Below are 15,051 nucleotides of genomic sequence, written 5' to 3' on the forward strand. Positions count from 1 at the left end.
TAACGAAAAATTAAAGGATTTTTTTGATTCCTGTAAGGGTCGGTTAAAGGAGCTAAAAGCAATACTTTTATTCCTGTCATTTTTAATTTTTTCTTTAACGTCACGATAATTTTATATTTGGATTTTTCGATTATATTTGGTTGCCAATCTTAATTGAGGTGTTCAAGGTAATATGTGTCAGGAATTAGATAGTGATTTTTTTATTTTATTAAAGCTAAATAAAGAAAAAGCCTTTCAGCTTGTATTTGATATCTATTGGCACCCACTTTATAAGCAGGCCTTTAAAAAGGTACAGCGCGCCGACCTGGCCAAGGATTTGGTTCAGGATGTATTTGTTTGCCTTTGGGATAAAATAGACATGCTCGACAGTGAGCAAAGCGTATTGGCCTATTGTTATGCCATCTTGCGGAATAAAATACTGCAGCTTTACGAGAAGAACAAGGTGCAGCTGCGCTATGCCATCAGTGTTGCCGGAAACGAAATCGTGGCAGACCAACATTCCCAAAATGTGCTGCTCGAAAAAGAGCTGACCGCGATTATCAATGAAGAAATAGAACGGATGCCTCCTCGGATGCGTGAAATTTATATCCTTAAAAAAGAAGATGAGCTCTCTATAAAAGAAATAGCCGAGGATTTATCGATATCCGAACAGACCATCAAAAACCAATTGCAAATGGCCTATCAGCGTTTAAGGAACCGCTTAAAAAACTATGATTCTTCCTTGGCCATATTGTCCATTATCCTATCTAAATTGCTATAGTCAACTATTTATTTCAAGTAAATAAGTACTATCTACAGGTATTTGCACTGGTATCGAAAAAAAATATGAAAACCGTATGGTACTTTATATGACCTAAACGGATATAATGGCAAATACAACTCATTTTGAACAAAGAGCAACTCAAAAAATACAATAACAAAACAGCAAGTGCCGAAGAGAAAAGGGCAGTAGAGACCTGGTATGAAACCGTAAATGGAGCAGAAGCAGCACATACCGCTGATGAAGCAGCGCAACTTAAAGAAGTAATTTTTAATCGGGTAAAGTCTAAAATAGAAGCAGAAAAGGAGGTTCCCGTTCTTAAGAATAGGCTCAGAATCAGTACTGCTTTTCTGGCCAAGGCCGCTGTATTATTGCTGGTTTTTTCTGTAGGTGCTTTTTTCTATCTGCATAAGAACAAGCCTGTTTCCTTTGCTTCGTTCATCAAGACAAAAAAATCGACAATTAAACCTGGCGATAACAATGCGGTTTTAACCCTTGCCGATGGTTCTACCGTTATATTGAATGAGGTGGCTAATGGCCAAATTGGCCAGCAATCGGGTGCCAGCATCACCAAAACCAAAAGTGGCGAACTGGTGTATTCGTTTGCCGCAAATACGAATGCCAAAACTACGGCAATTAACACGATAAGTACGCCAAAGGGTGGGCAGTACCACCTGATCTTGACCGACGGCACCAATGTTTGGCTGAATGCCAATTCTTCCATCAAATTTCCAGCTGCTTTTACAGGCGACAATCGCCAGGTTGAAATTACTGGAGAAGTTTATTTTGAGGTTTTTAAAAATAAGGCCAAACCATTTATTGTAAATACCAGCCAATCTGAAATCAAAGTGCTGGGTACGCATTTCAATGTGAATGCCTATGATGACGAAGCCTTTGAAAAAACAACTTTGCTGGAGGGAGCCATCGAACTTAAAAGAGGAGCAGACAAGGCCCTCTTAACTCCTGGGCTCCAGGCTAGTTTAAGCAAATCGTCTTCGCATATCGCTATTAAGGAAGTAGACGATTTGGATGCCATAATTGCATGGAAAAACGGCTATTTCCAATTTGATCGTGCCGATTTGCAATCGGTTATGCGCCAGGTTTCGCGCTGGTACAATGTAAGCGTAAGCTATAAAGGACCTATTTTAAACAAGGAATATTCTGGTAAGATACCAAGAAAAACTACGGCTGAAAAATTAATCGAGATGCTCCATTATTCGGGCATCAACTGTACCATAGAAAATAACCAAATCACAGTAAAACCTTAGCAAACTAAAACAAATTACCTATGAAGAAAAAATACTAAACAAACCTACCCACTTAATTCTCCCTATCAATAAAAAACGAGAAGTGTTCGTACCACTTCCCGTCTTAAGATTTTGGGAATAATTTACCCTGCCAGGATCGATCCTCTGCAGGTACATCAAGTTGTCTAACCTATAATGTTTTAAACCCAAATTCAAATTTATGAATTTTAGTACATCTTTTTGTGCTGTATTTCGGCTACAGCATAAGCCAAAACAAATTATTCTGGTAATGAAGCTAACAACAATACTCTTACTTGCTGCCCTTTGTCAGGTTAGCGCAAGTGTTTATAGCCAAAATCTTACCCTAAAACAGAAAAATGCCTCGATAAGTTCAATTTTTAAGTCTATTGAAAAACAAAGCGACTATGTTTTTCTCTACGATAACCTGGAACTTGAAAAAGCTCAAAAAATAAATATCGACGTTAAAAATGCCTCGATTGACGAAGTGCTGAACATTTGCTTTAAAGATCAGCCCTTAAGCTATAGGGTATTTGAAAAAACGATTGTGCTCCGCAAAAAAGAGGAGCTCAGTTATCCCAACTTCTTTGAAAACATACGCGGCAAGGTGACCGACGAAACGGGCCAGCCCATCATCGGCGCAAGCGTAGTGGTTAAGGGCACCAAAATTGGCACCGTTACCGACGATAATGGTTCTTATACGATTAACGCCCTAAAAGGCTCTGTATTGGTTGTTTCATTTATCGGCTATACCAGCAAAGAAATAACCGTAGGCGAAGAGAAATATTACAATGTAAGTTTAGAGCCTGCCACCAATGGCTTAACCGAAGTAGTCGTAACCGCCTTGGGTATTAAACGCTCTGAAAAATCGTTGGGCTACTCTGTCCAAAAATTAGATGGAAAAGACCTGCAAACCGTTAAGGGGGTAGATTTGGGAACCTCGCTTTCTGGTCGTGTAGCAGGTTTGGAAGTAAGAAACTCGACAGAATTTAATGCAACTCCAACATTAGTGTTGAGGGGAGAAACTGCAAGGCTGATTGTAGACGGAGTTGATTATGACAATTTAAGTCTGCGTGATATCCCGACCGATGATATTGAAAGCATCAACATTTTAAAAGGACCTGCTGCTTCGGCGCTTTATGGTTCCAGGGCTGCCAATGGCGTGTATGTAATTACCACCAAGAAAGGTGCAGGTAAAAATGGCGTATCGGCCGATTTTAACAGCAATACCATGTTCCAGCTGGGATATTTGTCTATACCAGAAGTACAATCGAGCTATGGCCGTGGCTTAAATGGGGTAATTGGCAACGACTACGTTTGGGGACCTAAACTGGATGCCGGCAATACGGCAACCGACTGGAACCCGCAAACCAAGCAAATGGAGCCTAATCGTCCTTTACTGTCGGTTGGAAAAAACAACCTGAAAAACTTCATGAGCACTGGTATCATTTCAAGCAATAATATTTCAATTGCCCAAAGTAGCGAAAACGGCAGTTTTAGGCTTGGTGTAAATCAGGTTTATAACAAAGGCCAATTCCCTAATCAGGAACTGAACATGTTCAACGTAACCGGTGGTGGCGAAGTTATCGTTTCGCCTAAGTTCAAGATCGAGGGAAGATTCGGTTTGAGCCGCCAATCTACGCCACAAGTATGGGGCTCTGGCTATAATAACCAGGGTTATTTGTACCAGTTGATCATGTGGACCGGTACCGAATACGACATCAGGGATTATAGAGATTATTGGGTAATTCCAAATAAAACCCAAAACTGGATGTATACCAACTGGTACGATAATCCTTACTTAATTGCCTACGAAAAGATAAACAGTAGCGTAGAGAACACCATGAACGCTACTTTTTCGGCCAACTACAAGTTCAGCAAAGATTTGAATTTATTGGTCCGCATGGGTTACGATAATTACAACAACAAAAGCACCATGCATAACCCTACTTCCAACATCTATTCGAACAGGGGTGGATGGGATGCCAAAGGGATGTACAGTATCAATACCACTACCGGATTTAGCATTACCAATGATGTAATCTTGAACTATAATAAAAAAATCAGCGATTTCTCTATTGAGGCGCTTGCTGGGGCAAACTTGTTTTATAAAGAAGACGAAGGTTTTTCGGGAAGCACCAAAAACGGATTGATTTCTCCAACATTTTTCTCGCTAAGAGGTTCGGTTGAGCCTGTAACGGTTAACCAATCCTTTTCGCCAAGAAAAAACAACAGTGTATACGGCAGGGCGGCCTTTGGCTGGAAAGATGCTGTTTTCGTAGATTTAACAGGCAGAAACGACTGGATGTCGACCCAACCTGCCAACAACAGATCTTATTTCTATCCAAGTGCGGGTACAAGTGTTATCCTTTCCGAGCTGATCAAAATGCCTAAGGTGATTGACATGCTGAAGGTAAGGGGAACCTTAGCCTTGGTGAAAAAACCGGCAGGTATTTTCGAAATCAATAAAACTTACGGTACTTCTACCAACGTTTGGAATGGCTTAAACTCGGCATCTTATCCAACTACCATCTTGGATTTCGAAACCTTGTTGCCAAGTTCAGAACGTACTTGGGAGCTTGGAGGTTCGGCTTATTTGTTTAAAAAGAGATTGCATGTTGATGTAAACTACTTTAACAAATACTACTTCAATACTCAAACAACGGCCAGTATTCCGCAAAGTTCGGGCTTTTCATCAACATTGGTTAACACTGCCGAAACCAGGGTACGTAGAGGCTTCGAAGTTACGGTTGATGGCAGCATCATCAAAAATTCGAAGTTTGAATGGAATTCGATGATCAACTGGTCTAACCAACATCTATACTATGAAAACTTAGACCCGCTTTATTCTCCTGACAGCAGATGGGTTTACAAAGGGGCCAGAACCGATGTTTACACCGCAGCCTATTGGGTAACCGATGCCAGCGGAAACCTGGTACACACGGCTGGCGGTATGCCTTTGCTAAGTACGACAGGCAACTCAAGAGATGTTAAAAAATATGGCTATAGCGATCCAACTTTTACCGTGGGCTTCATCAATAACTTTAGCTATGGCAACTGGAACTTAGGATTGACCCTTGATGGTCGCGTAGGTGGTTACATGTATAACTATTTGTACGATTACATGTTCGAAACCGGAACGGCTCCAGAAACCGATAATGCCTACAGGTATGACCAAGTAGTTAATAAGCTTAACAATTATGTAGGACAGGGCGTGAAATTGGTTTCTGGTTCGGCAACCTACGATAAATACGGCAACATTATTGGCGATACAAGGGTTTACGCACCAAATGATGTGAAAGTAGGCTACCAAACCTATGCCCGTAGCTATAGAGGTGGAGATAGGGGCATCCAAAGCAAAACCTTCATCAAGTTGCGCGAATTGTCTTTGGGCTACAGCATTCCTCAAAAAGTTTTGAGCAAAATAGGCTTAAAGCGTGGTTCGATTGCGGTAACAGGCCAAAATCTGTTCATGTGGACCAATTTCAAATATTCAGATCCTGATGTGAATTCGGAAGACTTGAACTCGCCTTCGCAACGTATTGTAGGCTTTAACATCAAATTGGGTTTATAAAAATTAAGAATTTATTTTATGAAAAAAACGATCTATAAATACAGCTTGATGTTACCATTATTGGTCTTGTTAAGCAATGGGTGCAAAAAATTTGACGAAATCAACGAAAACCCACATGCCGCTACCCAGGTAAGTTCGGGTATGCTGGCTACAGGCATGATCTTAAATATTACCCGATCAGACATCAGCACTACAAAATCTTTTATGCAAAGCTTTTTGTTGAGCAAATATTTAACGTGGGGTGAGGGTATCGAAGGCTTTCAGTACAATAGGCTAGGCGCTACCGATTTTGCCAGGATTAACCTGCTGAGAAACGTTAAGCCAATGATTGATGCTGCTCCAAATGAGGGCTTAAGAAAATCGTACGAAGCTTTGGGCCATTTTATCAGGGCTTGGCAATTCTTCCAAACTACCATACAGGTGGGTGATATTCCTTATACAGATGCCGTTAAAGGAGAAGAATCGGGTATTATCCAGCCTAAATACGATACCCAAAAAACAGTGTTCTTAGGCATACTGAATGAGCTCGACCAGGCAAATACGCTATTTGCAGCCGGAACTAATTTTGATGGCGACCCGATTTATGGCGGAAAAGTAGACAATTGGAGAAGGTTGGCCAACAGTTTTCAACTACACGTTCTCATCAACTTGTACAAAAAAACAGCTGATGCCGAATTAAAGGTTGTGGAACGCTTTAAGGATGTAATGACCAGGCCATTAATGCGCGATTATAAAGATAATTTTGCCTTGGTTTATTCGGCAACAGCTACCCAGAACTATCCTTGGAGCAACGTGCCCGCAGGTAGCAATGCTTTTGCAAGTTCTAACTATACCATGTTAAGCTCATACCTGATCAATCCATTGATTCAGCTGCAAGACAGAAGGTTATTCTATTATGCAAAACCTTCACCGGTAAAAGTAACGGGAGGAATGTCGGAAAGCAATTACAATGCCTATGTTGGCGCTGATCCAGCTACCAATTTTCAAACTTTGCTAACCATGAAAAACGGCAAAGATTACTCCGACTTTAATAATCGCTATTCGCAATTGGTAAATGCAGAGCCCGTTAGTGTTTTTAGCTATTGGGATTTACAGTTTGTATTAGCCGAAGCCGCTGTTCGTGGTTGGATCATCGGAACTCCTGCCCAAACTTATTATGCTGCAGGGATTAGTAATTCGATGAATTTTCTTGCCTTTTACACACCTGATGTTGCCGATTACCATCATAACATGAAAATGGATGCCACTTATATCGCAACCTATACTGCTTCGGCAGCGGTAGCTTTAAGCGGAACGGTTGACCAGCAAATAGAAAAAATCATTACACAAAAATATTTGGCCAACTTTTTACAAGGCAGCAAATATTTAGGCTGGTACGAAAATAGGAGAACGGGCTATCCGAGCTTTACTTTAAATGCAAGTACAAACTTAAACATACCGGCAAGCTCATTCCCTTTAAGGTGGACCTATCCTTCAAATGAAACAAGCTATAATGCAACCAACACCAATGCGGCTATTTCAAGTCAGTATGGCGGTACGGATGATACCAACCAAATCATGTGGTTGTTGAAATAATTCCTATCGAAAATTAATAGTCTCTCAAGTCCTTTCGCATGGTCGAAAGGACTTTTTTTATGTCAAATACTTCCGCCTATTTCTTTAACGGTCCGAGATGCTTGTAAGTATTGATCAGCAAACCGGTAGGTGTGGCTTTCGAATCGACAAAAGCAAGTTCTCGGGCATCAATGGCATCAGACAGTAAGCGTTTGCCATGACCCAACAAAACTGGATAGGTAATGAGGATAACCTCGTCGGCCAAGCCTTGGTCAAGCAACACGGAGGTTAGGGTAGAACTTCCCACCACGATCAAATCTGGACCATCCGTTAGCTTGAGCTTGTGGATCGACTCTATAACATCATCGCCTAAACCTTGTACCGGACCCCATTCCAAGCTCTTGGGCCTATGGGTAGCAATATGTTTGGTGGCTGCATTTATAGCATTTGCCATCGGAAAATCGCCGGCATTGGGCCAAAAATTGCTAAATATATCATAGGTTTTACGACCAAGCAAAAGGTCGAATTTCGACCCATAGGCTTCAAAAAGCATAGTTGCTCCGGCAGGACTTCTATAGGCTGTGGACCATGCGCCATAGGTATAATCTCCATCGTGTTCTATCACGCCATCAAGCGAGATGTGTTCGAAAATTCTGATCTTTCTCATTTTGTTTCGATTAAGTTGTTTTTATCTATACAAAGCTAAGTGCGAATTGTTGCGCAAGTGTAGTGCAATCGCGACAATAAAAGGGTGTTTTTTCTTTCCTATTGGATAGCTGTCTACGATAACATCCGGTTTTAAAAGAATGCCTGCAACAGGAGATGGGTATTTATACCCATAAAATAGGGGATGCATTCCTATTGCAATCGCTTAGCATCTATTTCACCTTTGTAAAGCAGGCGAAATCTATTTTTGTTCGGGGCCGTGAGGGTATAAACCATGAAACGAGGACTGGAGAAGATGATGTAAGTCCCTCAAAAAGCATCTTCAGCCTACCTGCTCCAATAGTAAGAAATGGCATTAGCTATTGGCCTTAAATATTTGTAAATGGCCAGAATGTATTCGTAAATTGTACTGTATATCTTATGGCTCAAATTCAATCTAAAACAATCTTCTTGCTGCTTATCCTAGCACTATGCTGCATCAAGGGATTGGCGCAAAATAAAGTAATAAGTCGCAAAGACTCCCTGGCCTTTGCCGAGCTGGTTACTCAGTATAATAACATCGTTAACCAAAATGCGGCCAAAGCCGATTCTATTGCTGTCGTTTATTTTTCCAAAGCCCAGCAAATGGAAAATGACGATTACATGGGGCGGGGCGCTACGCTAATTACGACTACCCGCATGGCGCTGAAAAAAACAGCCCAAGCCACCGAATGGTATAATAAAGCGCAACAGTATTTTGTAAAGGCCGAAAATTATCTTTGGAAAGGTTATGCCAATCTTAATATGGGTATTCTTTACAGTCAGCAATACGATTTCGAAAAAGGGTTTGGCTATCTCATCAAGAGCGTGCAGGATTTTGAAAAGGCAGGCGATAGCAGTATGGTCGTTTCGGCGTACGTCAATATTTCCAATACATTCCACGATTCTAAAAACTATGCAAAAGGGATTGCCTATGCCAAATTGGCCTTGAAAAAGGTGGCCGCACATCCTGGCATCAAAGATTATTATCACTGGGCGGCTTTTAATGCACTGGCCATCAACTATGACGATAATAAGGACTATGCCCAAGCGATAAAGGCTCATCTTCAGGCTTTGCCTTATGCCGACAAAAGCATTCATTCTACCTATAATAACCTGGGCAATTCTTACAAGAAAATGGGTCGTTTGGATTCTGCAATTTATTACCTCCACCAATCGTTGGAGAGCCTTGAAAACAACCCTCCTGGTTGGGCAATGGATTATAACTATGCCACAGTATACGGTAACCTGGCCGATGTAAACCGTATTCAAAAGAAATACCTGGTGGCTAATGTTTTTTTGGACTCGGCATTATACCATTCGCAAAAGAGCGAGAGCCCCGAGAAGCTGTTGGATGCTTACGAATATGCCTACCAGCTCAAAAAGGATATGCAGCAGTACAAACCCGCTATGGGTTATCTTGAAAAATTTGTTGCCCTGAAAGACTCTTTGCTCAATAAGGAAAAGACCACAGCTATCCTTAACCTTCAGGAAAAATACGAGGCCGAGAAAAAACAAAAAATTATCGAGCAACAAAAATTTGAAATCGCGCAGAAAAATCAATGGCTCTGGTTGGTGGGCATGGGATTGATCTTGGTTTGCATTGCGGCCTATCTGCTTTATAAAATCAATAAAAACAAACAGGAGAAAAAATTGCAGCAGGAAATTTTTAATCGCCAGGCGGCAGAGGCAAAGGCGCTGTTTGATGGCGAACAAAACGAACGCATCCGTATTGCCCGCGATCTGCATGATGGCGTGGGGCAAATGCTATCGCTGGTTAAAATGAGTTTATCAACCCTTGACGCCAGCGATGTAGCCGTTGAAAAAGCAATCCTGTTTACCGATAAAACCATAGCGGAAGTACGCGACGTATCCCATAACCTAATTCCACAAGAACTGAATTTTGGTCTTTTCCGGGCATTGGAAAACCTATCCGAAAAAGTAAACGAGTCGGGCCAGACAAAAATGAGTATTGATATTCCAGAACACATACAAAAAATTCAGTTCGAAAAGCAAAATGAACTTTCCATCTATAGGATTGTGCAAGAAGTGGTGAACAACATGATTAAACATGCCGGTGCAAGCGAAATAGGCCTCTCTATTCAAGCTAAAGAGAACCAGATATTAATAGCCTTGAAAGATAATGGCCATGGCTTGGATGTAGGCGATATTGACCAGTCTAAAGGCATGGGCTGGAAAAATATCAATGCAAGGGTGAACATGCTCGATGGAAAAATAAGCGTACAGTCTGAAAAATTATCAGGCACTCAAATAGAAATAACTTTACCTGCAAATGAAGCGATCTAAAATCAATATCCTATTAGCCGACGACCACCAGATGATGATTGATGGGGTAAAAGACATGTTAAAAAGGGACGACAACTACGAGGTGATAGCCGAAGCCAATAATGGCCAAATGGCCTATGAAATGTTGGCCGCCGAGCCCGAAAAGTTTGATATACTGATTACCGACATCAGTATGCCCTTGCTTAGCGGTACGCAACTCTGCCGGATGGTAAAAGACCAGTTTCCGCACATACAGGTATTGATCCTTTCCATGTACAACAACGCCACTGCAGTGCGCGAGGCCGTATTTGCCGAAGCAGATGGCTACATTTTAAAAAATGCGGGCCGGGATGAACTGCTTAATGCCATGCACCGTATTGTTAACGGCAGCACCTATTTTTCGCATGATGTGATCCCGATGATTTTCAATCAGTACCACAAACAAAAGATACAGGATGAGCAAACGAGCCAGTTATCGTTAAGGGAAAAAGAAATACTGGTGCTTATTGTAAAAGAATTGACCAGCGAAGAAATAGCTGAAAAATTATTTATCAGTAAAAAGACCGTAGATAATCACCGGACAAACATCTTGGTCAAAACCCAGTGCAAAAGCACCATCGGATTGGTAAAGTTTGCCATCAAAATGGGATTGACAGAATAGCAAAGCTTTGAATAGGAGTGGAAAGGCGCTGGCAACAGCACCAAAACAAAAGCGCTGACTTGCTTTAACAGTTAACTTTATCCGTTATAATTGGAGTTAAACTCTACAATCCATTCAATACCATATTTATCTCTGAACATGCCGGCATAGGTACCCCAGGGACTATCGCTCATAGGACCTTCAACAGCGCCACCTGCCGATAACCCGTTAAATAATTGCTCGGCTTCTTCACGGCTTTCGGCAACAACGTGTATTTTGGAGCGGTTCTCGTTTTCGTCTACCCGGCCCATAAATCCGGGAACGTCATTGGCTATTAAAACATTATTTTGGCCAATTGTCAAACCGATGTACATGATTTTGTTTAAATCAGCTGCCGGGATTTGGAATTCATCACTAGCGAGATCTCTGAAACGGACAATCTTTGTAAATTCTCCACCAAAAACCGATTGGTAAAAAGTGAAGGCCTCTTCGGCATTGCCGTTGAAATTGATCCAGGGATTGATTGCTTTCATCAAGATTGTTTTAACGTATTAAATTTTCGCATTTTTTTTGAATTTCCAAAATATCGAACCGGATAAAGGCATTCGCCGAAGAACTTTAATTACTTAAGCTCTTAAAAAGCATGATTTTAATAAATTCATTTTGATTTAATCAGGGTTTCTTCAAAGAGGCATTGAAAAATTCCAATAGTACTGAATTAAATAAGCCGGGTTTTTCGTATGCTCCAAAATGTGTGGCTCCGGGCATGACAAACAACTGTGAATTGGGAATATGCTGAAAAATACCTATTGTATGCTCTATATTAATAGCATCCCTGTCGCCAGACATCACAAGAACAGGGGCCTTAATGCTGTTCAGGTCCGAAAAAGGCATATTCGGGTAGTTCACCATTAATGTATTTAATTGTCGTTCCTTTATGGTTTTTCCATTTTTTGAGCCCGTTATAATACTCTCGTAGATTTTAGGAGCAAACGCCTGTTCATTTGCCTGAATATTAGCTCCCCAAACGGCTAATTTCTTCACTTTATCAGGGTGCTTCATAGCCAACAGTAAGCCTATTATCCCTCCGTCACTCTGCCCCCAGATATAGGCGCTGTCTATGTTTGTTTTTTCCAAAAGCTTGTTTATGTCATCTGCCATTAAATCGTAGGTTAGTTCCTGGCCATCATCCCCCGATTTTCCCTGTGCTCTGTTGTCTATGGCAATGACTTTATATTTGCTTTTAAAATCAGCGATCCTGACTTTATGGCCCGAAATCGAACCTCCATTGCCGTGCAATAGAACCAAGGGCTTTCCACTGCCATAAATCTCATAATACAGCTTAATTCCATTGACGGTTATATAATTTCCGGCTTTGTCATTGTTGCCATAATCTGTGTATTTACATTCAATCCTTAACGAGAATTTTCCGTTAAAAGGATTTTTGGATTCGACACCGAATTTAACACCATCAAAATTTAGGGGCTTATTATTTGAACCAGCAATCCAATTTTGGAAATCTCCTTTTTCGAATCCATAATTGCCGATTGGTATTTGTTCCCATTTAGTTGGTGATACTTCTACTTTTAATTTAAAATCATCAAATGAGAAGATGCCATCACTGCTACAATAGCCTCCAATTTCAATCGTTTTTGCATCGCTATCGATTTTCCCTTTAATGTTGGTGACCTCCCAATTTGCATTGTTTTTTGAGCTTTGGGTAAGGTCTGTGTGAAAACCCACGGTGTTGTTCTTTTTCCTGATTAACGCTATTACCGCAGATTTTGAATTATTTGTACCTGCCTTTACTTTAGTAACCGCTTTAAGCTGAAATCGTTTTCCCGCAAATTTCTCCACATCTATGTTTTGTGAAAAATATGCTTTATCACCTACAACGGTCGTAGAAAGCATTTGTCCAAACAGCTTGCCTGTCAGGAGACACTGCAGAATAAATATTAGAAATAATTGATGTTTAGTTTTCATAACTAGGTTTATTTGGTTCGAAATTCTATATTACGAAATATTTCGTAGATAAAAATGCTTTTTTCAAAAAAGAACATTTTTATTAAAAGTGAAACAACACAAGACCCAATGTTTGGGCTAGGAGCTAAAACAATTCTATTAATAACGTAAACTTAGTTTTGCCGGCTAAATAGCTTAAGATGTTTTTTGTTTTAAGTTATTGATTAATAGTGTTTTGTGTTGTTTTTGGTGAGTAGAATGGAAGTCTTTTGATTTACTCACCAAATTACTCACCAGTTTTTGAGAATTGGTGCACATTTTGGCGTTCCCCCAAATGCAAAAAGCCCGCAATCTTGCAGTTTGTAGGCTTTTTATGTTTTTTGATACTTTAGCTGTGATCCCGCTGGGGGGGATTTGCACCTAGTGCAAAAATCAACGTTTAAGCAGTAGGATAGTTTTGAAATTCGGCTCCCCGAATAACGCGCCTTTTTTTAATAATGATGTAAAAAAAACATGGAATTATGTAAATTTATTTTTGCATCCTTTTAATAGATTTGCATAGTCATGAAAAGTAAAGCGGTCTTTCTGTTAGTGATATTTTTGCTCAACACCGTTGTTGGGTTTGGATGTGCATTAGGAATGGAGACGGATCATCATGATGAAACCCATGTTCATGTAAAATCTGCTAGTCGTATACATAAGGATCATGACCATCATCGTGTAGAGGGGCATGCACACAAAAGTGCTCCTGTACCGAGTGTGAATTTTTCAAAACAAGATCTTTGTTGTAAAACCTTAGTAAACGATTTAGTTACTCAAAGCAAGTTAGTTCCTGAAAGTAGTAAAGTACTTGTTGTTTTACCTATACTATGGCTTCCTGATTATTCTTATGCTTTATTAATTCCAGAAACAGTTCTTGAACTTGATCAAGGCTTCTATGTAGACCAAAGAGAAAGCCCCCCGAACAAGGACATTCGCATAGTTATTCAAAGTCTTCAGATATAAGATTTAATGTGAGTTGCTTAACAGTCTATTTACTGCTGTTATTGCACAAATATGTTCACATAGCTACTGCTATGTCAGAAAATAAGTATGCACATTAAGTTATTACATCATGAAAAAGATATTTTTAATAGTTGCTTTAATTGCAACTGTATTGATCAAACCTAGTTTTGCTCAAAGTAACCAGACACAAGCTTTATTAACCTCTTATTACGACATTAAAAATGCGTTAGTGAATTCTGATGCAACCGTGGCGGCGTCCAAGGCAGCCGAATTCTCAAAAGCACTAAGCAGTGTCGATATGAAAGCCATGCCAACAGCAGATATGAATGCTTTTATGGGCTTTCAGGATAAGCTTGCCTTTGATGCAAAACATATCTCCGAGAGCAAAGATATTGCCCATCAACGTGAGCACTTTGCAAATTTCTCATCCAATCTCTTTAAACTGGCCAAAGTGATAAAACCGACTAAAGCACTGGTTTATTACGACTATTGTCCTATGAAAAAAAGCTATTGGCTTTCAGATAACTCTGCGATAAAAAACCCTTATTTCGGAAACCAAATGCTTACCTGTGGTTCTATAAAAGAAACCCTGAAATAGTGCTGATTGTTAATTGTATAGCTAGCCCATAAGATGTTGCTGTGGCTGTACAATTGACTTTTTGATTTGGCATCCCTTGTAAAAAGCCTAATCTGTATTCCAGTTTGAGTTTCTACATTAACTATTTTTTAAACATTTAAAATCAATCATACAATGAAAACATTATTATATAGTCTGGCATTTTCTCTATTGTTTATGACAGCATGCAACAATAGCAATACCAAGACTCCCTCTACATCAGATTCCTCTAAAAACAAAACTACCCCTTCAAATGCCATCGCCAAAGTAGCACCAATGGCTTCGCTTCTTGAATCTTACCTTAAGCTCAAAAATGCTTTTACTAGTGATCATGACAAGGATGCAGCAGCGGCGGGCAATGAAATGGTTAAAGCATTTGCCAGTTTTGATAAATCCTCATTAACAAGTGCTCAAAGAAAAACCTATGCTGATATACAGGATGATGCAAAAGAACATGCCGAACACATTGGCGCTAATGCAGGAAATATTACCCATCAGCGTGAACACTTCGATATGTTGAGCAAGGATATGTATGACCTTGTAAAATTGCTTGGGGTTGGACAACCATTATACGTTGATCATTGTCCAATGTACAACAACAAAAAGGGAGCAATCTGGCTGAGCGAAACAAAAGACATCAAAAATCCCTACCTGGGGAAAGCCATGCCAACTTGCGGTACCGTTAAAGAGGAATTAAATTAATAG

General features: G+C 40.2%; 12 protein-coding genes. 9 read left to right on the forward strand and 3 right to left on the reverse strand.

The genetic code is table 11. The features are described 5' to 3' along the window. The first annotated feature begins 172 nt into the window (after positions 1–172). The 4 genes from VRU48_RS03860 to VRU48_RS03875 all read left to right on the forward strand — a co-directional run bounded on the left by VRU48_RS03860 (position 173) and on the right by VRU48_RS03875 (position 7,174). Complete coding sequence (locus VRU48_RS03860) at positions 173–760, forward strand: RNA polymerase sigma factor (protein ID WP_330106605.1); 588 nt, start codon at positions 173–175, stop codon at positions 758–760. 125 nt (positions 761–885) lie between these two features. Further along, positions 886–2,028 carry a FecR family protein gene (locus tag VRU48_RS03865; RefSeq protein WP_330106606.1) on the forward strand — a complete coding sequence of 381 codons (1,143 nt, stop codon included), beginning with the start codon at positions 886–888 and terminating at the stop codon, positions 2,026–2,028. A gap of 268 nt (positions 2,029–2,296) precedes the next feature. Next, positions 2,297–5,599: a SusC/RagA family TonB-linked outer membrane protein gene (locus VRU48_RS03870; protein WP_330106607.1), complete on the forward strand. Its 3,303-nt coding sequence runs from the start codon at positions 2,297–2,299 to the stop codon at positions 5,597–5,599. Positions 5,600–5,617: 18 nt separating this feature from the next. Further along, positions 5,618–7,174 (forward strand): SusD/RagB family nutrient-binding outer membrane lipoprotein, encoded by a 1,557-nt coding sequence (locus VRU48_RS03875; RefSeq protein ID WP_330106608.1) that lies wholly within the window; start codon positions 5,618–5,620, stop codon positions 7,172–7,174. A 76-nt stretch (positions 7,175–7,250) separates the two neighbouring features. Here VRU48_RS03875 and VRU48_RS03880 read toward each other — a convergent pair whose 3' ends face one another. Next, positions 7,251–7,820 carry a dihydrofolate reductase family protein gene (locus VRU48_RS03880; RefSeq protein WP_330106609.1) on the reverse strand — a complete coding sequence of 190 codons (570 nt, stop codon included), beginning with the start codon at positions 7,818–7,820 and terminating at the stop codon, positions 7,251–7,253. Between the two features lie 449 nt (positions 7,821–8,269). Between VRU48_RS03880 and VRU48_RS03885 the strand changes: the two genes are divergently transcribed. Further along, positions 8,270–10,144, forward strand: coding sequence for a tetratricopeptide repeat-containing sensor histidine kinase (locus tag VRU48_RS03885; RefSeq protein WP_330106610.1), 1,875 nt, complete (start codon positions 8,270–8,272; stop codon positions 10,142–10,144). After that, positions 10,131–10,784 (forward strand): response regulator transcription factor, encoded by a 654-nt coding sequence (locus tag VRU48_RS03890; RefSeq protein WP_330106611.1) that lies wholly within the window; start codon positions 10,131–10,133, stop codon positions 10,782–10,784. The genes VRU48_RS03885 and VRU48_RS03890 overlap by 14 nt, the downstream gene beginning before the upstream one ends. Positions 10,785–10,861: 77 nt before the next feature. On the opposite strand, the gene VRU48_RS03895 is transcribed toward VRU48_RS03890, so the two are convergent. Both VRU48_RS03895 and VRU48_RS03900 read right to left on the reverse strand, forming a co-directional pair. Continuing rightward, entirely contained in the window at positions 10,862–11,296 is a 435-nt protein-coding gene (locus VRU48_RS03895; RefSeq protein ID WP_330106612.1) for a VOC family protein, read from the reverse strand. Positions 11,297–11,435: 139 nt separating this feature from the next. Further along, entirely contained in the window at positions 11,436–12,746 is a 1,311-nt protein-coding gene (locus VRU48_RS03900) for an alpha/beta fold hydrolase (protein ID WP_330106613.1), read from the reverse strand. 543 nt (positions 12,747–13,289) lie between these two features. Here VRU48_RS03900 and VRU48_RS03905 point away from each other — a divergent pair. From VRU48_RS03905 to VRU48_RS03915, 3 genes are all read left to right on the forward strand, one after another. Next, positions 13,290–13,730 carry a hypothetical protein gene (locus VRU48_RS03905; RefSeq protein ID WP_330106614.1) on the forward strand — a complete coding sequence of 147 codons (441 nt, stop codon included), beginning with the start codon at positions 13,290–13,292 and terminating at the stop codon, positions 13,728–13,730. A gap of 109 nt (positions 13,731–13,839) precedes the next feature. Beyond that, complete coding sequence (locus tag VRU48_RS03910; RefSeq protein WP_330106615.1) at positions 13,840–14,328, forward strand: DUF3347 domain-containing protein; 489 nt, start codon at positions 13,840–13,842, stop codon at positions 14,326–14,328. Positions 14,329–14,481: 153 nt separating this feature from the next. Then, positions 14,482–15,048 carry a DUF3347 domain-containing protein gene (locus tag VRU48_RS03915; RefSeq protein ID WP_330106616.1) on the forward strand — a complete coding sequence of 189 codons (567 nt, stop codon included), beginning with the start codon at positions 14,482–14,484 and terminating at the stop codon, positions 15,046–15,048. Positions 15,049–15,051: the final 3 nt, after the last annotated feature.

Source organism: Pedobacter albus (assembly GCF_036324255.1).
GTDB classification, from domain to species: domain Bacteria; phylum Bacteroidota; class Bacteroidia; order Sphingobacteriales; family Sphingobacteriaceae; genus Pedobacter; species Pedobacter albus.